The organism is Colwellia psychrerythraea 34H (genome assembly GCF_000012325.1).
Lineage (GTDB): Bacteria > Pseudomonadota > Gammaproteobacteria > Enterobacterales > Alteromonadaceae > Colwellia > Colwellia psychrerythraea_A.
Genome location: NC_003910.7, coordinates 5,214,786 through 5,236,336 on the forward strand (window position 1 = coordinate 5,214,786; position 21,551 = coordinate 5,236,336).

Consider the following 21,551-nt stretch of genomic DNA (forward strand, 5'->3'; position numbering starts at 1 on the left):
ATTACCCCTTACTCACTTTGTTATTCAATTTAGGGAAATGAATAACAAAAGATGTATTTTTGTTGTTATTATCGATCGAAATTTTGGCGCCATGATTATCTAAAATCCCCTTTACGATAGATAAACCAAGCCCAGTACCTTCCCCGGTATTTTTTGTAGTAAAAAATGGTTCGAATATTGATAACTGTTTATCTATTGGAATGCTGATGCCAGCATCGGTAATTGAAATGATGTAATCTTGTGTCGTTTCGGTGACTAAGATATCAATCCATTTGTCAGGAAGTTCTGATAAAGCATCGATAGCATTATTAATTAAGTTTACAATAACTTGTTCAATTTCTATTTCGTTACACAGAATATTACTATCTTCGATATACTCACATTGCAGCTCTATCATACAAAGTTTTAGTTTGGGTCTAGTGAGCACTATCGCTTCACTAATCAGATTTTTAAGCGAGCAACTAGTATGTTGGATTGCTTCATCGCTTCGGGAGAATTTTTTCAGACTCTTAACGATATGAGTAATTCGATCACAAGACCTTAGAATAATAGCGGATTTTGCTAAAATATCTTCTGGGGATGCCGTGGTATTAGTTAGTTGTAATAATTCAGCGTAACCAGAAATTACACCTAGTGGATTATTTATCTCATGGGCAACACTTGCTGATAGCTCGCCAAGTGCTGCAAACTTTGCGTTCATAATGCTTTTTTGTCTTTCTTGATTATACTTTATCTCGGTAATTTTACGTTGATGAATGTCTTGAATAGTGCCCGATATTGTTTCGATTTTTCCATCTTTATAGTTAGCTTTACCATTGGTATATATCCATTTTATATTACCTTTTGGTGTTCTGGCTTGTAGCTCTAAACCATAAGATTCGCCAAATTCTATCGCCCTGCCAACAGCATTCTCAATAATGGGCTGGTCTTCAGCAATAAATAGCTGCAATCCTTCGGGTAACATCGGCGATAATCCGTCAACTTGTTCAACGTCTAATATTCTAAAGGTTTCATTGGTCCACGTTAGCAAGCCGGTAGCAACATCCATTTCCCAACCGCCAATTTTTGCTGCTGAACTTGTTTCACTGAGGATCTCAAGGGCCTTTAAGCGATCATGTTCACTATTAACTTTGTCGGTTATATCTTGCCTTATGGCAATGAAATTAGAGATTTTCTCATTATTATCGAATATAGGTACTAAAATGCTTTGTACAAAGTAGTACTCACCATTTTTCTTGCGATTTTTTATAGCGCCTGACCAAATCTTTCCTGATGATATTTTTTTCCATATCTCACTAAAGAAAGAGGCTGGGTGATGGTCCGAATTGATTAATTTGTGTGTATTACCTATTAATTCTTCTTTTGAATATCCCGATATTTGACAAAAATTATCATTAACTTTGGTGATAACACCACTTATATCGGTTTCAGCATAAATAGTTTCTTGCGCTAATGCGCGTTGCAAGTGTTGCAGTTTATTTCGAACTTTAACTTGCTCGGTAATATCACGAGCAACGGCATAGATAAGTCCTGAATCACCCTCAAAATAACCATTCCATGAAAATGTTAAATAGTGATTGTTTTTATGCCTGTATCTATTTTCAAAAAATAAAGAATCTTGTCCTGAGTTTAATTTGGCAAATTCTTGAGCTGTTTTATCGACATCATCTGGGTGTATGAAATCAAGGATGGGCGCGGAGAGTAACTCTTCTTCGCTATAGCCTAGTACTTGGGTGAATGAGGGGCTAATGGTTTGGAAATGGCCCTCTGTATTAGCTACACATAACATATCAATAGATAGGTTAAAGAATTTCTCGTAGATATTCTGTTCTGCTTCAATTGGCATCGTTAAAACTCTATAAAAGCTACTATTATCAATAGTCGTAAAATTGAATTAATAAGATGCACGCTGTAGTTAGGAGGTCGCCTTTTTTTGCTCGACAAGTTGTTTGATTGTCTTTTCTAAAAGCGTAAAGTTAAGCGGTTTTCCAAAACAAGTTTCAGCCCCTAATGCAACTATCCTACTCACATTATCATCAGTTAATGCGCCAGTCATTGCAATAACTATAATATTTGCGGTTGCTGGCGTACTTTTAATGCGGTGACAAATAGAGAATCCATCCATCCCTACCATCATTAAATCTAGCATGACGACATCAGGCTTAACAGTATGCAGCAAATCACCTGCATCAAAAGGATTGTAAGCTATTTTTATTTTAGCGTAGGGAAAAAGGTTTTCTAGAAACTGAGTGAGCATGTCTGCAAACTCTTTATCATCTTCAATGATCAAGATAGAAAAATCATTTTTTACATTGATTTTGGGGGTAGACATTAAAGATAAAATGTCATTTCGATCAAACCGCCTATGTCCACCGGGTGTAGAAATAAAAGGTAATCGACCAATTTGAGCCCAATGACGAATGGTCGTTGGCGCAACATGTAACAATTTAGCCGCTTCTGCAGGGGTTAACAGAGACTTTTTACTGATATCCAATCCAATAATCCTTAATAAAAACAAGCCCATTTCACTATAGCAGTATACCATTCCCTAATATTAACCTAGATCAATGTAGCTATTTTATTTATTGAGCTTACATGAAATTTCAGCTATATTTCACCAATATTGTCGCTTTTGTCGTTTTTGTCAATGGTACGATATATTTTTGTTACTCGGATGTAATTATCATTACTTTATCTAAAAGGAATTAAAAATGACAAAAAGAAACCAACCGCTCATTAATGAGGAAGTTAATTTTCAAAGCGGTGTTGAATTAATTTCGACTACAGATAAAAACGGCGTGATTACCTATGCAAACCCAGAATTCTGTCGAATTGCTGGCTTCTCTCTTGATGAACTTATCGGACAACATCATAATGTTGTAAGACATCCCGATATGCCATCTGCTGCATTTAAAGATTTGTGGAAAAACTTACAGTCAGGTTTACCATGGCGTGGCGTTGTTAAAAACCGTTGTAAAGATGGTCGATATTATTGGGTAGACGCCTTTGTCACGCCTATTTTTGAATTTGGTCAGCTCGTCGGTTATCAATCGGTTAGAACACGTTTAGATGATGCAACCAAGAAAAATGCTATTTCGTCTTATCAAGCATTACAAAAGGGTAAATCATTAACGAAATGGTATCAAAACACCACCATTAAAAACCTAGTCTATTGGTCAGCAAGTATTACCACGCTCATAAGCGCCATGTATTACCCCTATATGATGTTCTTACTGCCTGTACTGCCCTTCATAACTTATAAAAATGAAATAATAGACACGCCAAAATACCTTAAAGATCTAGTACGTGATTATGACAGCGTTTCACGTTTAATTTATTGTGGCACTAAACCTCAAGGCATTGCAGATTTTCATTTAAAGGTTGCTGAAGGTAAGATAAAAACAATTTTGGGTCGCATCATTGATAGCAGTAATTTACTAAGCTCGGGTGCTACTAATCTTGAGCAAGCAGCACAAATAGCTAAAGAAGGTGCAGAGCAAGAAACGACAGAGCTACATCAGGTATCGACAGCCGTTGAAGAAATGGTTGCCACCATCGATGAAGTTGCGAAAAATACCACTCTCACCTCCCAAAAAGTCAATCAAGCACATTCAGATTGTCAAATTGCTACAGAAGCGATGCACCTCACCATGGAAAAAGTGAACCTATTAGCTCAGGACGTGGCTGACTCAGCGTCATCAGCAACAGAGCTGGCGAGTGAAGTAGAAAAAGTTGGTAGCATCATGCATGAAATTCAAGGTATTGCAGACCAAACAAATTTATTAGCGTTAAATGCTGCGATCGAAGCGGCAAGAGCGGGTGAGCATGGCCGCGGTTTCTCCGTTGTGGCCGATGAAGTAAGGGCATTATCAAGCAGAACCCACGCAGCAACAGAACAAATACAAACCTCAATATCAGAAATGCAAAGTACATTATTGTCTTGGGTGCAAACAATGACCAAAGGTAAAGAATCTGCTGAAAGTTGTGTTGAAAAAGCTACAGAAGCTCATAACGTTGTTGATAAGGTCTATTCATCAATCACTGACATTTCTGACTTAGCTATTCAAATATCAACCGCATCAGAAGAGCAGAGCATGGTATCGCAAGAAATCAGCCGCAATATTATGAACATCAGTGATGCTTCCCAAAATAATCTCCATCAAGCCAATACCGTCGAAAGCGAAACTATAAACATTAAAACAAGAGCCAACGCCCTTGGGGCTTTAGGCCAAGCTTTTAATGGATAAAGCTGATGACTGATTATGCAAGCCTATTAATGTCTTTAACCAGTGGTTCAGCGCTAGATTCTGGATGTATGGAGCAGTTAATACAAGAAGGGCTTTATGTTACCCCTGCTTTATTTTCTGTCGACCGTGCAGCACTGTGGGTATTAGATAAAGACGAACAAGCTTACCTTTGTGAAGCTGATTTTTTTGATGGCATGATTGATCATAGATCATCTCAACGATTAACTAAAAAAGAAGATGCAGAGCTTTTCTCTTTTTTAGAAAGTACCTCTGAAATAATTATTAATAATTATTTCACCTATGAATCATTTGGTTTAAATACCAGCAGAATATTATCACGGTTTCAGCTCTGTTCACTTCTGCTTATTCCCTTACAAATCAAAGGCGAAAATAGAGGTTTTATATTTCTAGGTGATAGTCAAAAAAATATCGAATGGTCTCCCGATGTGCTTTTTGCCAGTAGAATTTTAGTGCAGTTATTTGAACGAGCGCTGTTAGCACTAGATAATTCAGTCGCTGAAACTAAGCTCCAACATCAATATCAGTTGATGAGTGAAATAGAGAAGCTTGCCAAAATTGGTGGCTGGGACTACGAAATATCAACAGGAAAAACACATTGGACAGAAGAAACATATCGGATTTATGGCTTATCACTTGATGAAGAAATAACGCTAGAACAGGCCGCTAAATTTTACAGTCCAGAAGTTCAAAAAACGATAAAAGATGTCTTTGAATTAGCTGTAAATCAGTTGATACCTTATCAGGTAGAGTTGCCATTTATTGATGCTCAAGGCAACCATAAATGGGTAAAGACTACGGGGCAAATAAGAAGTAATGCTCAAGGCATTGCAACCCATGTTTATGGCGCATTCGAAGACATAACCGAACAAAAACAACTTCTCGACTCAGAAAGATCGACCAGTGAAGACTTAAAAACAATTGTTGATAATTTAAACGATAGTATTGTCACTATTTCAAGTAAAGGCATTATTTTATCCGCCAATAGGATGGTAGAAAAAACATTTGGCTATTTACAGCAAGAGTTGATTGGCCAAAACGTTTCAATATTAATGCCAAAGCCCTTTGTTTCTCAGCATGATAAGTATATGCAGAACTATCTCAAAACAGGTCATGCTAAAATCATTGGAGTTGGACGAGAGCTTCCTGCGATGAAAAAAGATGGCACTAGTTTTCCGATGGAATTATCGATATCAGAAGTATTGCACGGAAATGATAAAGTTTTTATTGGCATCGTTCGAGACATCACAGAGAGAAAAAAAGCAGAAAAAGATATTCATCAACTTGCTTATTTTGATGAAACTACCGGGGTAATGAATCGTTACTCGCTTGAGCGTGATTTAAAAAAATGTTTCGATAAATCCTTACTCTTAAATGAAAATATCACAGCAATGCTTATAAATTTAGATAAGTTTTCTCAAGTTAACTTAATTTATGGTGATGATACTGGCGACGTCATTTTAAAAGAAACCGCGACCAGACTAAATGAACGTTTACCTTCTTGGGTAGTTACTTATAGAAGCAGTGCAGATAGTTTTTATGTGCTTATCAATCCAAGTGCAGCGGTTGGGTTAGATGACGCACGTATCATGACCAATGAAGACTTAGCCGAGAAAATTCTTAAAGAGATTCATCAAGCAATTACCATTAATCAGCATGTAATTAATGTGCAAGCAAGTATAGGAATATTAAATATTCCTGCTAAAGATATAGACTACATTGATATCAAGCCATTACTAGAATTAGCTGTCTTTAATGCTAAAAATAAGGGTGGTGATAATTATGTTTTTGCTAGCAATAATGATACCTGCTCACTTAAAAGGCATTCAGAATTATCATTAGCGATGAAAAGTAACCTGTTCATCCGTGAACTCAATATTGTGTTACAGCCTCAATATTCCACACAAGGTAAAATTGTTGGTTCAGAGGCATTGGTACGTTGGCAGTCTGCATCACTAGGAGGAATATCACCCGTTGAATTTATCCCCTTAGCAGAAAAGAACGGCGCTATTATTGAATTGGGTAATTGGATTATCGATAAAACTTGTAGTTTGTTAGCGCAAAGGCGAGTGTTTTCAAAAGAAACATCCCCTATATCTGTCAATATAAGTGCCAAACAAATTGCTCAGCCAAACTTTGTCGATAACCTTTTAACTAGCCTTGATAATTACCAAGTCCCCTACTCAGAGCTGGTACTGGAATTAACCGAAAGTGCACTGGTTACCGACTTAAAACTTGTGGTCAGTAAAATGGAACTATTGAAAAGCAAAGGTATTCTCTGCTCAATTGATGATTTTGGTACCGGTTATTCAAGCTTAAATTATATTCATCACCTACCAATAATCGAACTAAAAATTGATAAGTGTTTTGTTGATGATATAAAAAATGAAACAGATGATGTGCCGATCATCAATACCATATTACAGATGGCAAAGTCTTTAAAACTCAGGGTGGTCGCTGAAGGTGTTGAGTCTAAAGCACAACTAAATTATTTAGCTGACCATGGTTGCGATGTTATACAAGGCTATTACTTTTCTAAGCCGTTAAATTCTACCCAGTGGTTAGATAAATGGAAAGAAAAGTTAAGTGATTAAACATTTTGATTACTATTACGCCAGCTGTTAGGGTATGTCTTATGGAAGTATTGATATAACTTAAAGGGAATTAATCAATGGCTGATAATAAAACCCATCTTGTACAACAATCTCGTCGTCAATTTTTACGCAAAGCAAGCATGTTAGCTCTAGGAGCGTCTCCATTACTTAGCTTAGCGGCAACCGACAATAATGAAGGCGTTAGCCTTGCCGGAGGCATGAGACCTTTAGTTAAATACCCGGGAAAACGGGATTTGATCTTGGTTCACAGCAGGCCGCCCCATTTAGAAACACCTTTTTCTGTCTTTAATGAAAGCCTTATTACCCCAAATGACGCATTTTACGTTCGTTATCATCTTGCAAACTTTCCTACCGAAATAGACTTAAAAAAATATAAACTTAACATTAACGGCGCGGTTAACAAAACACTCCAGCTTAGCCTTCAAGAACTCAAGTCAATGGCAGAGCCTGTTGATGTTGTTGCAGTTAACCAATGTTCAGGAAACAGCCGAGGTTATTCATCACCACGTGTTTTTGGTGCTCAACTAAGTAATGGTGCCATGGGAAATGCACGCTGGACCGGTATCCCTCTTAGAACAGTGTTGGAAAAAGCAGGTGTATCACCTGAAGCAATGTACGTTACTTTTAATGGTCTTGATAAGCCCGTATTACCCACCACTCCTGACTTTATAAAAGCACTAAATATTGAACATGCTCTTAGCCCAGAACCATTACTTGCATGGGGAATGAATGGTGAAGACCTGCCATTTTTAAACGGTTACCCTTTGAAGCTAATTGTTCCAGGCTATTTCGGTACGTATTGGGTTAAACATTTATCTGAAATCACGGTATTAGATACTGAATTCACCGGTCAAGATTCCTATTTCATGAATACCGCTTATCAACTGCCCGACAACGACTGTCTATGTGTTACGCCAGGCAGTACTGCTGAGAAAAACCGTCCGATTTCAACACTGCCAGTTCGGAGTTTTATTACTAATATTTCTGCTGACGATACCCTCTCTTCAGCTAAGCCAATTGAACTTGAAGGCATTGCCTTTGACGATGGCTCTGGCATAAAAAATGTCGATATATCAATCGATGGCGGTTTAACTTGGCTAACCAGTACCTTAGGTGAAAGCCTGGGACGTTTCTCCTTTCTTCCTTGGAAACTTACCGTAAGTTTTGCACAAAAAGGAAAGGCAACTGTCATGGTACGAGCCAGTAACAACAATGGTGAAGTGCAACCACTTAGAGCAAGCTGGAATCATGGTGGCTATAGACGTCATGCCATTGAATCAGTCGCCATTAACGTTATATAGAGGTAGCCCCATGTCTAACAACAAATCACTTACTACTTTATTGAGTTCTAGTTTTATTGGCTCCTTGTTAACCATTGTCGTTCTTGCAGGTATATCACCGCCTGTTAGTCAGGCATACGCAGCAGTTGAGACTACGATAAAAAAGATAACGCTGCCAGCAAGTACAATTACTCTACCCAAATCAACATTGCCAGGCTATAACCTAGCCCTGCAAAAATGTACTATTTGCCACTCCGTTGATTACATACATCATCAACCTCCTGGCATGGATCAAAAAGCATGGACAAGTGCGGTACTAAAAATGCAACACTCTTATGGAGCACCGCTAAGTGAAAGCGATATTAACAGTATTGGCGCTTATCTATCGGTTGTATATGGTTCAGCCAAAGCTGATGATCCAACAATTATTAGTGCTTCTCAATCGCCCATTAGTACGCCAGCCTCTGGTGAAGCACTCGATGTACAAGTATTGCTAACTAGCAATGGATGTTCGGGCTGTCATGATATAAATAAGACCATTGTTGGTCCTGCATTTAAGGCTATTGCCAAAAAGTATAAGAGCGATACTGGTGCTATTAGTAAGTTAGTCGTCTCTATTCGAAACGGCGGCACTGGAAAATGGGGAAATATGGCTATGCCGCCAATGAATGTTAACGAAAAACAAGCGCAGGCATTAGCAGAATTTATACTCCAACAGTAACTCACAAAACTCGAGAAGAGCCGCCACTACCAACATCTAGCGGTTACTTTCATCCACCACTATTGTGATAGAAATCAATTCAATAAAAAACAGCCTCACTAGAGGCTGTTTTTTATTATTCATTTATTTAAGTTAAGCTAAGTTATACCAATCGTATTAGTTAGCTTTTATAAACAGAATTAATTAATCGGTCATCATTATTCTACTGTCATTCTTATTGCGCTAATTTACTTGGCTAACTTAACAGACTGCTCGATAACATCAACAGCAATGGCAGCTGCACCAGCTCTTCTAGGGTCTGCTGCTCCTAAAAATACGCCATTATGTTTCATGATGGCTTGTAAGCTACCCAATGAACTAGATACTTTGATGTTGTAACCTTTCGCTTTTAAGATATCAACGGTATCAGCAGGGATATTCCTCTCAACAGACAACACCTCAGGTTGCCATTGATGATGAAACCGTGGTGCATTGGTCGCTTCAGCAATATTCATTTCGAAATATAAAACATTAACCAATTGTTGAAATACCGAGGTAATTATTTTACTACCACCTGGCGTACCAGTAGCAAGGTAGGGTTCACCATCTTTAAGCACTATCGTTGGCGTCATAGAGCTAAGCGGACGTTTTTTTGCTTCAATGGCATTAGCTGTACCGCCAATTAAACCGTAACTATTAGGACTACCTGGTTTTACCGAAAAATCATCCATGGTGTTATTCAGTAAAATTCCCGTACCTGGAATAGTAATACCACTACCGTAGTTATGATTTAAAGTATAAGTACTACTCACCACATTACCCTCGGCATCCATAACAGAAAAATGTGTGGTATCAGGGCTTTCATATTTACTGGGTTCACCGGCTTTAATATCGCTTGAAGGAGTTATTTTATTTCGCTTAATATTTTTACTGAGTTCTTTTGCGTATGCTTTGCTAGTTAAGCCCTCACTCGGTACGTTGACAAAAGCAGGGTCACCTAAAAAGGAACTTCTGTCGGCATAGGCGCGCTTAAATATTTCAGTTTGCAGATGTATTAGTGCTGCAGAGCCTTGCTGAATGTTCTCTAAGTTAAGTGTTTCAAACATATTTAACATTTGAATAAGGTGAACGCCACCTGAACTTGGCGGTGGCATAGTTAAAATTTCAAACCCTTGAAATGTGCCACGAATAGGCGCTACTTCATTCACTCTATAATCCGCTAAGTCTTTTGCAGTAATGAGGCCATTGCCCTGCTGCATTGCTGCAACAATTTTTTTTGCAATATCCCCTTGGTAAAATCCAGATTTACCCTGCTCGCGCAAGTAGGCTAAGCTATCGGCAAGATCTGTTTGCACCCAAACTTCGCCTGCTAGATACGGTTGGCAGTTTTCTTTTAAAAATACTCGACATGTTTCTGAGTTAGCTGATAAAAACATTTGTTCTTTGTAAAAGAAACGCGCCATATCATCATCAACAACGATACCCGCTCTAGCAAGTTTTTCTGCCGGTTTAATTACTTCAGACCAAGACATTGAACCATAGTTTTCAAGGGCATAATGTAAACCTGCAACTGTGCCTGGTACACCCGAAGCGGATAATGTTTTCAGTGATTTATTTACTATCGGGTAACCATATTTATCAAGAAAAACATCTTTGTATGCTAAAGCAGGAGCTGTTTCTCGATAATCAATGGCAATTGTTTTCTTTTCATCACCTAAATGAACCAGCATAAAACCACCACCAGCTAAGTTTCCAGCGCGTGGTAAAACAACGGATAATGCAAAACCTACCGCTACCGCAGCATCAACTGCGTTGCCGCCTTGCCTAAGAATATCTGCCCCCACTTCACTGGCTATTCGCTTTTGACTCACCACCATGCCCTTTCTGCCGATGACAGGATGAGAGATATCGTGATAATCAACCAATTGCCATAAACGAGGCAGCTCAGCTTTGCTAACTTGCTGGACTGGCGTAGTGGCGACACTGTTAGTAGCGACGAACGATAAAAAACAACAAGTTAATTTTACTACCATATCTCGAAGATTTTTTTGGGAGTGGGCACTGGAGAATAATCGATTATGAATATTGGTAATAAAATTATTTTTCATAGTTATTTCTTTATGTCATAGGATTTTCCACTAAGGAAAAATGGTTGGAGGAACTGCCCAGATTCTACTAGACAGTTTGTAACTCAGAAAATTTTCATCATCAACATTAGCAGGTAAATACCCTTATGTATTAATGACACTTTTTTAGCATTGTAAAACATTTCAATAACGTTACGCAGTTATGCTTTGTATCATGACGTGTCGAATCGACATTAAGTAAAAACGTAAACTTTACTTGGTAGGTTTTTCAGATATCCAAAGTTTAATGTTTCCCTTAACAACAACAACATCATTTTCATCATATGCAGTGATATCGACAAGCATATCACCAGGCTGCCAATCTTCTGCATTAACCTTTGCTACACATCGAATATCACTACCTGCTTTTGCGGTGTAATCAACGGTCATTCCTTTTGGTATCCAACGTAGGTGCTTAGGTACCGATGCTTCTGCCATTACCCCCATTGCCATTTCTAAACCATTACAAATAGCGATCACATGCACCGTTTTTATATGATTAAAGACCTTTTTTCTTTTTTTGATAAGACAAGTGCACTGGTTAGGTACTAATTCTGAAATTTTAGGACTAATAGTTGCAAAATAAGGCGCGATGCGGCTTACCATAATTGAAAATAGTTTATTTCCAAAAGGGTATTTTTCAAGTTTATTATATAGCGATAGAGTTTTATTGGTTTGGTTCATAATCTGCTTTTAACGGTTATTTTCAAGAGTTTTCAATGCTAGGTGAAGATAACTTATCATTAGCTCAACTTCACTACAAACTAATGAAATAGTTAACTATACCCGTTCCACTTGAAGATGCAGGATTCAGCTGGAATTATAAACGCCTTTAGGCAAGGCATTGATTGAAGAGAATAGTTATTCTATTGTCGAAATCAATAACGTGGCATAAAGCGTTTATAAACCAGCCCTTTGGGGAGACCTGAGCAAAAAATATTCATCGTTACATTTGTTTTTAAGGGAATAACCCTTAACAAAAAAATGTGCCTTGATTATGATTCGCTCCGGCTTCCTGAAACGAGCATCTTCAAGTGGAGCGGGTATATACATAAATTTTATTTAAGTTATTTTTAATGATTATAAATTTAACAACTGCATTTCCTTCGTTCTAGTATCGGTGATAGCAGTTTTCGATCTGAACCATCAGAATGATATTTATTCATTTTTAATGTAATCTGGTCCTGAACGGCAACAAGACTCTTTGATAAAAACTAAAGGAAATAATAATGAAAAAATCAATCCTACCAATAGCCGCTTTAATATTCAGTACTTATATAATGCCAGCTACGGCACAATCAGATTGCGGGGACATCACAATAAGTGAAATGAACTGGGCCTCAGGACAATTGGTAACATCGGTATCCAAATTCATTTTAGAACAGGGATACGGCTGTAACGTTCAAACCATCCCGACATCTACCGTTCCTTCCGTTGTATCTCTTGCTGAAACGGGTAAACCTGACATCATTACCGAACTATGGATCACCGCAGTGCCTCTGTATAAAGAGCTTGAAAAACAGGGCAAAGTAATCACGGCAACTAAGGTTCTTTCTGATGGTGGTACTAACGGTTGGTGGATTCCGAAATACCTTGCCGACAAACATCCGGAGCTGAAAACCATAGAAGGCGTCCTGGCTAACCCCGAACTGGTTGGCGGTCGTTTCCATAATGCACCAAACGGCTGGGGCATGAGAACCACGAACGACAACTTGATCAAGGCATTCAACTTTGCTGGCAATAAGATGGATGTTTTCAACCATGGCTCAGGTGAAACACTGGCCGCCTCTATTGCATCAGCTTACGACGCCCATGAACCATGGTTCGGCTACTACTGGGCACCGACGTCTGTCTTAGGTAAGTATGAAATGGTTGCCGTAGATATGGGAGCTTTCGATGAGACAGCTTATGCCTGCGCTGAAAGTAAAGAATGTTCTAATCCGCAAAAGACCTCTCTGCCAAGCGCCACGGTAGTGACTGCAATAACAACCGATCTGGCTACACGTGAGCCAGAAGTGCTGAACCTGATGAAGAAGCTCTCCTTTACTAACAAGCAGATGAGTCAATTACTGGCTTGGCAAGAAGCTAATAAATCCTCTTCTGAAGAGGCTGCAGTTCATTTTATTACCACCCAACAGGATATCTGGTCAGCGTGGCTCAGTGAAGACGCCCGTAAAAACCTCGCGTCACTGCTGAAATAAACTGCATTAACGATGGGACCAGTAAGCAAGTATTGATACTGATCCTATCCTCCCACACACATATTGATAACAAATATTGCAACAAAATCAAGATGCCCTAAATACAAAGCAACAACAGTTACCCTGATAAGGAATTATCCGAACAGGGTAAAATAAACAGGAAATATTTAATATGTCATTTTATGACTCGCTATTCGATTCACTTGGGTTACAGGACTGGTGCAGTAACGAAGCTAAAGGCGGGCCAATGACAATGGCTGAACTTTTAGCAAAAAGCAAAGGCTCTGCGGTAACCGAAGACACTTCTCTGTGGAATGTACCTTTCCCATCACTCGATAACCTCCATGGCGCTTGCAACAGCATCCCTCGTACGCGAGATATGACTTCAGGTGTCGAGCAACTTTTTCTCAATGTGAAAAGCAGCCTTCAGTTTGTACTTGATCCCCTAACACAGCCTCTGAGCTGGCTATTGGATGGCTCTATCTGGTTATTCGTTGCTACGCCTTGGTGGCTTTTGATCGGATTAACACTTATCGCTGTGCAAATGATGACTCGTTCAAAAGGCGCTACCTTGCTGACCGCTATTACTTGGTTTTTCCTCGCTTTTATCGACCACTACTCTTACGCTGTGCAAACTATGGCAATTATCTTTGTCTGTACGGGGATCAGTGTTTTACTCGGCGTTCCCATCGGCATAGCGATGTCAAAATACGATAGGTTTCAAAAAGGTGTCATTCCGATTCTTGATATGCTGCAAACTTTGCCCTCCTTTGTCTATCTCATTCCACTCATCTTTCTGTTTAGTGTCACCGAATCCAAATTATATGGCATTGCGATTATTATGTACGCGATAGTTCCAGTAATTAGGCTCACTGATTTGGGTATACGATTAGTCGATAAAGATATTATTGAAGGGGCTAATGCCTTTGGTATGAGCGCCCGTCAGAAATTGTTCAATGTTGAACTGCCACTGGCACTACCTAACATTATGGCCGGCGTTAATCAGACTATTATGATGTCACTGGCGATGGTGGTTATTGCTTCACTAGTCTCTGCTCCGGGTCTTGGTGTATTGGTATTGCGGGGAATTAATAACCTTGAGCTCGGTGTGGGACTAGTCTCTGGTTTCTGTATCGTAATTTTGGCCATCTTGCTCGATCGTGTAAGTAAAGCAACGCTAGCACGGATTGATGTCTCTCAATCTAACACCTAAGGCAGTGAACAATGACAGCTAATATAAAAATATCTATCAAGAAGCTCTATAAAATATTTGGCCCTGACCCTGAAATGGCGCTGCAACATGTTAAAAATGGCGTTGAAAAACCCGAACTTTTGGAACAGCACGATCATGTATTGGGTTTGAAAGATATCAACATCGATATTTTAGATGGCCAGGTCACTGTGATTATGGGATTGTCTGGCTCTGGAAAATCTACTTTGATTCGCCATTTTAACCGGCTGATAGAACCCACTGATGGTCAGATCTTGATTGATGGTATTAATGTGATGGACCTATCTAATGAAGAGCTGCGTAAAATGCGACAGTCAGATATGTCGATGGTGTTTCAAAACTTTGCCCTTCTGCCTCATAAAACAGTATTGGAAAATGCAGGTACGGCTCTGCGAGTCAGAGGGGTTTCAACAGAAGAGGCGGATCTAGAAGCTAAAAAATGGCTCGACCGAGTAGGTTTGACTGGCTTTGAAGGACACTATCCACATCAGTTGTCCGGTGGTATGCAGCAACGAGTGGGTATCGCCCGAGCGCTGACCTCAAACTCGGCAGTGATGTTAATGGATGAAGCTTTTTCAGCACTGGACCCATTGATCCGTAATGATATGCAAGATCTACTGCTAGCACTTCAAAAAGAGCTGCACAAGACGATTATCTTTATTAGCCATGATCTAGATGAAGCGCTTAAACTAGCTGACCATCTGGTTATCCTCAAAGATGGTGAAGTAATTCAACAAGGTGAACCCCAGCATATTCTATTAAACCCTTGCGACCCTTACATTGAAAGTTTTGTCAGCGAAATTAACCGGGTACGAGTACTGCGAGTACGTTCAGTGATGCAACCGCTACCTGATAACTCCTTAGATACAGCTGGCAGTGTCGATGTCAACGCTACGCTAGAAGATGTGATCTCTCATTCAGGTGGCGACACTAACAAGGTGTACTTAGTCAAGAAAGAAGGCGAAGCTGTAGGGACTATATGCATGAAAGACTTAGTGCGTGCTCTGGTGCCCAGAGTTCCCTCCCAAAAAGAAACTATAACGGCTTAGAGGCAAGGCATTGATTGGAGAGAATGGTTAATCAGGAGAACATGCTCCTGAATAACCCTTATTTCATCACCGCGCCTTGAATACAATTGTTTTAAATATAATGACTTAACTTTCGACTATCAACCGTCTAATCCATATCAAACTTTATTACGTTAAATACTTCGAAAAATTCTCGACCACATAATCCTTAAACGCTTTTAAACGCAGTGGCTGATGTTTATCTTGTACGTAAACTAAATAAAATGGAGTGGGCTCTACCTGCCAATGATCAAATAGTGGTACCAATAAACCTTGTTCAAGTTCTGTTTTACAATATAACTCTGGCACTCTAATGATTCCGTTGCCTGCAATAGCTGAAGAGACCATCACTCTGCCATTTTTACAAGTAAGATTACCCGCTACTATCACTTCAATTTTTTTATTGTTGTCGCTATTAATGAACGTCCAGTTTTTTAAACTGCCTGCAATACATCGATGATGTACCATACCTTTTGGGTCATTCGGTTTACCATTTTTTGCTAAGTACTTAGGGCTCACATAGGTATTTATCTTTATATCGGTAAGTTTTCTAGCAATAAGTGATGAATCGGCTAATTCCCCCATACGAAAAACAAAATCAAATTCCCCTGAAACCAGATCTACTCGTCGGCTAGAGAAGTCTAGTTCAATATTAATGTCGGGGTGGAGAACCATAAAATCACTTATCAACGTAGCAATAATCTCCTCTGCAATATAACCACCAACACAATTAATGCGAATATGACCCGATAAAGAGTCAGCACTTTCGAGTACTCGATCAATAGCATGAGATATACCATTGAGTGACTGTTTACAGCGTTCATAAAACGCTTCGCCCTGCGGCGTTAAATGTTGCGTGCGGGTAGTTCTTATCAACAGACTAACACCGAGGCTAGATTCTAATTGAGCTAATTGTTTAGAAATATGTGATCTTGAACACGCTAGTGCTTCAGCCGCTTTAGTAAAGCTTCCTTGCTCAGCCAGCACTACAAAGGTTCTAATATCAGAAAGACTCACGTGTTTTTTCATACGACCTCTTTGTCAACTTAGAGTAAACAGATACGACTATTGATGGATATATATCACCAAAAAACAGTAAAGTAAATGATGGTAGTAGTTGGTTATTCCATTGGTAAAGTAGCCTACAAGTTAAACCTATAGCGACATAAAGGGTAGATTGACAATAATATAATGTACTAGAAGGCATTAGATTGGTAACTCTTAGTCATCAATGATGTAAGTAAAGTGCCATATATCATTACCTAAGGTTTCTTTATTATTAACTCAACAGACAAAACTCTATGACGAGGTATAATATGAAAAATTTAGTGGTTATTACTGGCGCAAGCTCAGGTATTGGTGAAGAATTAGCGAAACAAATGAATGCACAAGGTCACCCTTTATTGCTGCTAGCAAGAAGAGTTGAAAAACTTGAAGCCCTCGGCCTTTCAAATACCCTCTGCATGAAAGTAGATGTAACGAATAAAGAAGCTTTCCAACATGCAATTAACATCGCTACTGATATGTATGGCCCTGTAGACTTACTGGTAAATAATGCCGGTCTTATGTTACTTGGCCAAGTAGATGTTCAAAATGCAGCTGAATGGCAAGCCATGTATGACGTCAATGTAATAGGGTTATTAAATGGCATGCAAACTGTGTTACCCGCCATGAAAAAACGCAATACGGGTACTATCATCAATATTAGTTCGGTTGCCGGCAGAAAAACATTTGGTGACCATGCCGCTTATTGTGGAACTAAATTTGCTGTTCATGCTATTTCTGAAAACGTAAGAGAAGAAGTGGCTAATAACAACGTAAGAGTCATCACAATTGCCCCAGGTGCTGTCGAAACAGAATTATTATCACACACCAGCTCTACTGAAATTATTGCTGGATATGAGTCTTGGAAAAAAGAGATGGGCGGTGTTTTAGCACCTATTGATGTCTCTAACGCAATTTCATATGCCTATAATCAACCGCAAAACGTTTGTATTCGTGAAATTGTTTTAGCACCAACTAAACAACAGCCATAGTTAAATATATATAAAATCAAAGCGCTTCAAAATTTTGAAGTGCTTTTCCTAAAATCGTTGCAGGTATAACGACGAACAATATCAAACAGCCCTGGAGTTCTTAATACCCTATTCATAACAATTATCTTTGGTGTTACAACTACCTTACTATGCGGGTGCAATAGGTATTTCCATCAGTTTTGGTTGGAGTGATCCTACATTTTTTATTTTTCTCTCAGAACTCAGTTACTTTCAATTCAAAAAGCAGCGGCTCCCTAAGTAATAATGCAAAGTGCTACGCTTTATAATTTTAAGGCGCTTACTGTTTGCTCTTATATAAGTAAAAACACTTACAGTACTTCATTGTATTGTGAATAAAAACCAAGATAGACTCTTGTTAATATTATTAAGTAAATCAACTGATTGATGAGTTATCTTATGTCAGAATAATTTACAGTTTACTTTAGCTCTATAAATTTCAATTTCCATTTCATTGAAATAATTACACTTTTTCAAACTGGTACGATTAGTGCTACAATGCAAACTGGTACGACTAGTGCCTTAACATATGTAGAAATATTATAATTAATATTTACACGATTACTTGCCAGATTTATTTGAAATTTATTAAAGAGATACACTATGAACATAAAACTTCTCCCGCTTATCATATTAACAGCGACTCTAACTTTCCTAACGCCAACGGCTAGTGCAAGTTTAATTCTTGGTACTGGTACTTCGGCATTAGTTGGTGGTGATTTAACTGACCCTGAAAATGATGGTTTAGTTAATTCTAACGTCAACTATGATGCAACTTTTCGTTCAAGTGTAGAACCCGGTTTTGGCGGCGGTGAATTTGCATTCAATGTATTTGATAACACCTTAACAAGTCGCAACGGTAAATGGTGTTGTAGTGGCGGAAACGTATGGGTCGAAGCAGACTTTGGCACAGACCGTTATATACTAGACATGTTTACGTTATCTTCGGCAAATGACGTACCTAATAGAGATTCTGATCAATGGAGAATTCTAGGCTCTAATGATGGTATTAATTATACTGCACTTTATTCTTATGATGTAGCTGGTCAGTCAATTTGGGGCTCAGATCGTTTTGAAGTAGTGCAATTTTCAAACAACGATGATTATAACGCTAATACTGCTTATAGCATTTTCCGCTATCAATCGACTTCTGTTGTAAGTGGAACAAATCATCAGTTAGGTGAAATTGAATTTTTTGGTACTCAGATCCCAGAACCTACAACAATTGCTATTTTTGCCTTGGGCCTTATTGGTTTAGCCTCTCGTCAATTTAAGAAATAATATTAAAGATTCAAATTGTAGAGATTCTATAAAACACTGATTATAATGATCAGTGTTTTTTTATGTCTAAAAGTTAGTTATTTATAAATTAAAACAAAGTATTCATCCAAGGCCGAGTAGCAATGACTATACCCTATGAGTGCTGATTTCTTTCATTATCCCCTGTCTTTTCAACACCATTGAACACTGTTCTAAAGTAAGTTGTTTTACTTAACCATTCATTGAAAAATTTCTGCATTTGGTAATCTAGTCAGGTGCTATAAATTTTTGACTGTGACAATTAGAGTTAAAATTAGCCTTTTTTACTTAGTTGACGCAAGGTAATGAAAAGCTTAAGGTCTTCTTAGAGCGAACAGAAAATATTAAAGACACTCCAATTTATGCTCACCCCATAAAATTAGCTAACCAAGTAAGTTAATGGATTATTCGAAACTTTGAAAAGCGTAGTAATGTACTTTCAGCGTCAAGGTTAAAACAACTACATATTTAAGTGAGCAATGGCGAACATATCCATATCCCCTAAAGCGAGTTCATTCCTTCACTCCAATCAGTACTTATTAGCACTGTTTTTTGGCGTTATAGGGGCAATAGTCAACTTATATCCAATAGAGTTAGCTTTTAGTATTGCACTTGTTGTTGGTAATACCGCCTATATTGTTGCAGCTTCATTTTTACGTCCCGGTCTAACATTACTTTGCGCACTCATAAGCGTTATTCCACTTTATTTCTATTGGGGCCATCCGTTTGGCTTCCTTACTTTTGGCCTTGAAGCGTGGTTTATTTCAATGTTACGCGCAAGAGGTTGGTATGTACTTACTGCTGATTTACTTTATTGGTTAGTTATTGGTATGCCGCTTACCGCTTTACTTATTTGGAGCAACATGGAATTTGCCCAAAGTTTCGTGTTCTTTAGTGTCTTGAAACAAGCTATCAATGCAATGCTCTATACTTCCTTAGCTTGTATTTTACTGTTCACTTTTAATGACTATTTCCAATCGATAAAATCAAGTCAGCCGCCATTAGTTAAAAGTTTACCCAAATGGCTCTTGTATTCATTTTGGAGTATTTCTGCATTTTTTGTTATTTGTGTTTCATTGGTACTCAGTACTAACTTTAGTGAATTTCAGAAGGCACAACTTGAAAAAGAATTAGAAATTAATAACAACTATATTACCCATATTGGTAATAGTTATTTAAATGAACATCAACAAGCGATTGAAAATATCGCCTACCAACTATCTTACATAACAGACCCAGCAGAAAGAAAAAGGGCACTATCAAAATTTCATCATTTATACCCTGGTTTTTTGACCATGCTAACCGCTTCCAAGCAAGGAAAAATAGAGTTAGCCTCACCTAGTTCAATTATGGAAAAGTTAGTTATTGGTCAATTTTCAGTAGTCGACCGTCCTTACTTTATCCATGCTATGGAAGAGCAAAAATTATTCGTTTCTGACGTATTTCTAGGTAGAGCTTTTGGTAATGATCCAATTATTGCCATCAGTGCTCCACTCTATCAAGGTGATGGGCTAAATGGCCCTTCAGGTATTGTTGAAGGCTCCTTGAATTTAGGAATGTTTGGCCTTTATGACAAAATAGGCCACGATGAAAAGCTGATCAAAACGATTGTAACGGATCAAAATGACCGAATTATCTATTCTTCAGATAGTTTGCAACTAGAGACCTTATCTGGATTTAGTTATGAAGATCGTGCCTACAAAAACTCACTAAACTTAATCAGCTTAAAATCAGAAAAAAATGAAGGTGAAATGTTTATTCACAAGCAAACGCAATTAATGAATGACTGGAAAATTCACTCCTTGATAGAACATAAGTTTTCTTTGAAAAACATAGAAGACTTGTACTTAGTTATGTTTTTAACACTGTTTGTTACTTTACTTGCAGCCAGTTTTTTTGCAAAGAGGTTCGCTATTCATTTAAGTCGCCCACTGAGATTCGTTATGGATGAATTATCAAAAGGCAAAAAAACAGGGGATTTCAGAGATGTTCCTTACGAAACGCCAACCGAAATTCAGAAACTTTACCAAGAGTTAAGGGTAAACCGTCTAGCACTGCTGGATAATCAAGAAGAATTACAAAAACAGGTATTTAAAAGAACAGAAGAACTTAACCAAGCAAACCGTAAATTAACTGAACAAGCCAATACCGACACGTTAACAGGCCTTTATAACCGTCGATATTTTGAAAAGAATTTTAAAATGATGCAATCCATTTTTTCTCGAAATAACTCCAACTTGATGTATGCAATAATTGATTTAGATTTTTTCAAAAACATTAATGATACCCACGGACATTTGTTTGGCGATTATTGTTTAGTTACCGTGGCAAACATGTTGAAGAAGTTTTTCAATCGCGATTCCGATCTCGTTGCTCGCTTTGGTGGTGAAGAGTTTGTCGTGGTTTCACAATGTGATGATGTTGAAATACTGAGGTCACGGATGGATGAATTTCTGCAACAAATCGCTGCCTATGCATTTAAAGATGATGGTAAGGGGCCTATCACATTAACCATTTCAGTTGGCATCGCGGTAGGACAAGCGAAATATTCTAATCTAGGGGAAGATTGGTTTGCCGTTGCTGATGAGTGCCTTTACGAGGCTAAAGATAATGGTCGAAATCAAACAAAAATAACCGTGATAGATATTTCAGCTAAAGTAAATGTTTAACACCAATAAAAAAGCGACTACTCTGTGAGTAAGTCGCTTTTTTT

General features: G+C 38.3%; 15 protein-coding genes. 10 read left to right on the top strand and 5 right to left on the bottom strand.

Going from position 1 to position 21,551, the window contains the following annotated elements; all coding sequences use genetic code 11:
* Nucleotide 1 precedes the first annotated feature (1 nt).
* Together CPS_RS22165 and CPS_RS22170 are read right to left on the bottom strand one after the other, a co-directional pair.
* Entirely contained in the window at nt 2–1,846 is a 1,845-nt protein-coding gene (locus CPS_RS22165; protein WP_011045644.1) for a PAS domain S-box protein, read from the bottom strand.
* Between the two features lie 69 nt (nt 1,847–1,915).
* Nucleotides 1,916–2,494, bottom strand: coding sequence for a response regulator (locus tag CPS_RS22170; RefSeq protein WP_011045645.1), 579 nt, complete (start codon nt 2,492–2,494; stop codon nt 1,916–1,918).
* Between the two features lie 217 nt (nt 2,495–2,711).
* On the opposite strand from CPS_RS22170, the gene CPS_RS22175 reads away from it, so the two are divergent.
* From CPS_RS22175 to CPS_RS22190, 4 genes are all read left to right on the top strand, one after another.
* Entirely contained in the window at nt 2,712–4,247 is a 1,536-nt protein-coding gene (locus CPS_RS22175; protein ID WP_011045646.1) for a methyl-accepting chemotaxis protein, read from the top strand.
* 5 nt (nt 4,248–4,252) lie between these two features.
* Nucleotides 4,253–6,859, top strand: coding sequence for a sensor domain-containing protein (locus CPS_RS22180; protein ID WP_011045647.1), 2,607 nt, complete (start codon nt 4,253–4,255; stop codon nt 6,857–6,859).
* A gap of 77 nt (nt 6,860–6,936) precedes the next feature.
* Nucleotides 6,937–8,181 carry a molybdopterin-dependent oxidoreductase gene (locus CPS_RS22185; protein ID WP_011045648.1) on the top strand — a complete coding sequence of 415 codons (1,245 nt, stop codon included), beginning with the start codon at nt 6,937–6,939 and terminating at the stop codon, nt 8,179–8,181.
* A 10-nt stretch (nt 8,182–8,191) separates the two neighbouring features.
* Nucleotides 8,192–8,881, top strand: a complete 690-nt coding sequence (locus CPS_RS22190; protein ID WP_011045649.1) for a c-type cytochrome — start codon at nt 8,192–8,194, stop codon at nt 8,879–8,881.
* A 227-nt stretch (nt 8,882–9,108) separates the two neighbouring features.
* Here CPS_RS22190 and ggt read toward each other — a convergent pair whose 3' ends face one another.
* Together ggt and CPS_RS22200 are read right to left on the bottom strand one after the other, a co-directional pair.
* The gene (gene ggt / locus CPS_RS22195; RefSeq protein ID WP_011045650.1) at nt 9,109–10,968 is read right to left on the bottom strand and encodes a gamma-glutamyltransferase; all 1,860 of its coding nucleotides are present in this window, start codon (nt 10,966–10,968) and stop codon (nt 9,109–9,111) included.
* Between the two features lie 231 nt (nt 10,969–11,199).
* A complete protein-coding gene (locus CPS_RS22200; protein ID WP_011045651.1) occupies nt 11,200–11,670 on the bottom strand; it encodes a hotdog fold domain-containing protein in 471 nt (156 codons plus the stop codon).
* Nucleotides 11,671–12,215: 545 nt separating this feature from the next.
* Between CPS_RS22200 and CPS_RS22205 the strand changes: the two genes are divergently transcribed.
* The 3 genes from CPS_RS22205 (at nt 12,216) to CPS_RS22215 (ending at nt 15,467) form a co-directional block, all read left to right on the top strand.
* Nucleotides 12,216–13,187 (top strand): ABC transporter substrate-binding protein, encoded by a 972-nt coding sequence (locus tag CPS_RS22205; protein WP_011045652.1) that lies wholly within the window; start codon nt 12,216–12,218, stop codon nt 13,185–13,187.
* Between the two features lie 172 nt (nt 13,188–13,359).
* A complete protein-coding gene (locus CPS_RS22210; RefSeq protein ID WP_011045653.1) occupies nt 13,360–14,400 on the top strand; it encodes an ABC transporter permease in 1,041 nt (346 codons plus the stop codon).
* Nucleotides 14,401–14,411: 11 nt separating this feature from the next.
* Nucleotides 14,412–15,467 (top strand): betaine/proline/choline family ABC transporter ATP-binding protein, encoded by a 1,056-nt coding sequence (locus CPS_RS22215; protein ID WP_011045654.1) that lies wholly within the window; start codon nt 14,412–14,414, stop codon nt 15,465–15,467.
* Between the two features lie 147 nt (nt 15,468–15,614).
* On the opposite strand, the gene CPS_RS22220 is transcribed toward CPS_RS22215, so the two are convergent.
* The gene (locus CPS_RS22220) at nt 15,615–16,514 is read right to left on the bottom strand and encodes a LysR family transcriptional regulator (protein WP_011045655.1); all 900 of its coding nucleotides are present in this window, start codon (nt 16,512–16,514) and stop codon (nt 15,615–15,617) included.
* A 287-nt stretch (nt 16,515–16,801) separates the two neighbouring features.
* On the opposite strand from CPS_RS22220, the gene CPS_RS22225 reads away from it, so the two are divergent.
* The 3 genes from CPS_RS22225 to CPS_RS22235 all read left to right on the top strand — a co-directional run bounded on the left by CPS_RS22225 (nt 16,802) and on the right by CPS_RS22235 (nt 21,507).
* Complete coding sequence (locus tag CPS_RS22225) at nt 16,802–17,521, top strand: SDR family oxidoreductase (protein WP_011045656.1); 720 nt, start codon at nt 16,802–16,804, stop codon at nt 17,519–17,521.
* 621 nt (nt 17,522–18,142) lie between these two features.
* A complete protein-coding gene (locus tag CPS_RS22230) occupies nt 18,143–18,820 on the top strand; it encodes a PEP-CTERM sorting domain-containing protein (protein WP_011045657.1) in 678 nt (225 codons plus the stop codon).
* Nucleotides 18,821–19,317: 497 nt separating this feature from the next.
* Nucleotides 19,318–21,507 carry a sensor domain-containing diguanylate cyclase gene (locus tag CPS_RS22235; protein WP_041737187.1) on the top strand — a complete coding sequence of 730 codons (2,190 nt, stop codon included), beginning with the start codon at nt 19,318–19,320 and terminating at the stop codon, nt 21,505–21,507.
* The last annotated feature ends 44 nt before the right edge of the window (nt 21,508–21,551 follow it).

What these genes read in the sequence shown, in the direction of transcription:
- CPS_RS22230 (WP_011045657.1), top strand. Translation starts at nt 18,143, where the DNA reads ATGAACATAAAACTTCTCCCGCTTATCATATTAACAGCGACTCTAACT.
- CPS_RS22210 (WP_011045653.1), top strand. Translation starts at nt 13,360, where the DNA reads ATGTCATTTTATGACTCGCTATTCGATTCACTTGGGTTACAGGACTGG.
- CPS_RS22215 (WP_011045654.1), top strand. Translation starts at nt 14,412, where the DNA reads ATGACAGCTAATATAAAAATATCTATCAAGAAGCTCTATAAAATATTT.
- CPS_RS22185 (WP_011045648.1), top strand. Translation starts at nt 6,937, where the DNA reads ATGGCTGATAATAAAACCCATCTTGTACAACAATCTCGTCGTCAATTT.
- ggt (WP_011045650.1), bottom strand. Translation starts at nt 10,968, where the DNA reads ATGAAAAATAATTTTATTACCAATATTCATAATCGATTATTCTCCAGT.
- CPS_RS22200 (WP_011045651.1), bottom strand. Translation starts at nt 11,670, where the DNA reads ATGAACCAAACCAATAAAACTCTATCGCTATATAATAAACTTGAAAAA.
- CPS_RS22220 (WP_011045655.1), bottom strand. Translation starts at nt 16,514, where the DNA reads ATGAAAAAACACGTGAGTCTTTCTGATATTAGAACCTTTGTAGTGCTG.
- CPS_RS22175 (WP_011045646.1), top strand. Translation starts at nt 2,712, where the DNA reads ATGACAAAAAGAAACCAACCGCTCATTAATGAGGAAGTTAATTTTCAA.
- CPS_RS22225 (WP_011045656.1), top strand. Translation starts at nt 16,802, where the DNA reads ATGAAAAATTTAGTGGTTATTACTGGCGCAAGCTCAGGTATTGGTGAA.
- CPS_RS22180 (WP_011045647.1), top strand. Translation starts at nt 4,253, where the DNA reads ATGACTGATTATGCAAGCCTATTAATGTCTTTAACCAGTGGTTCAGCG.
- CPS_RS22190 (WP_011045649.1), top strand. Translation starts at nt 8,192, where the DNA reads ATGTCTAACAACAAATCACTTACTACTTTATTGAGTTCTAGTTTTATT.
- CPS_RS22165 (WP_011045644.1), bottom strand. Translation starts at nt 1,846, where the DNA reads ATGCCAATTGAAGCAGAACAGAATATCTACGAGAAATTCTTTAACCTA.
- CPS_RS22205 (WP_011045652.1), top strand. Translation starts at nt 12,216, where the DNA reads ATGAAAAAATCAATCCTACCAATAGCCGCTTTAATATTCAGTACTTAT.
- CPS_RS22235 (WP_041737187.1), top strand. Translation starts at nt 19,318, where the DNA reads ATGGCGAACATATCCATATCCCCTAAAGCGAGTTCATTCCTTCACTCC.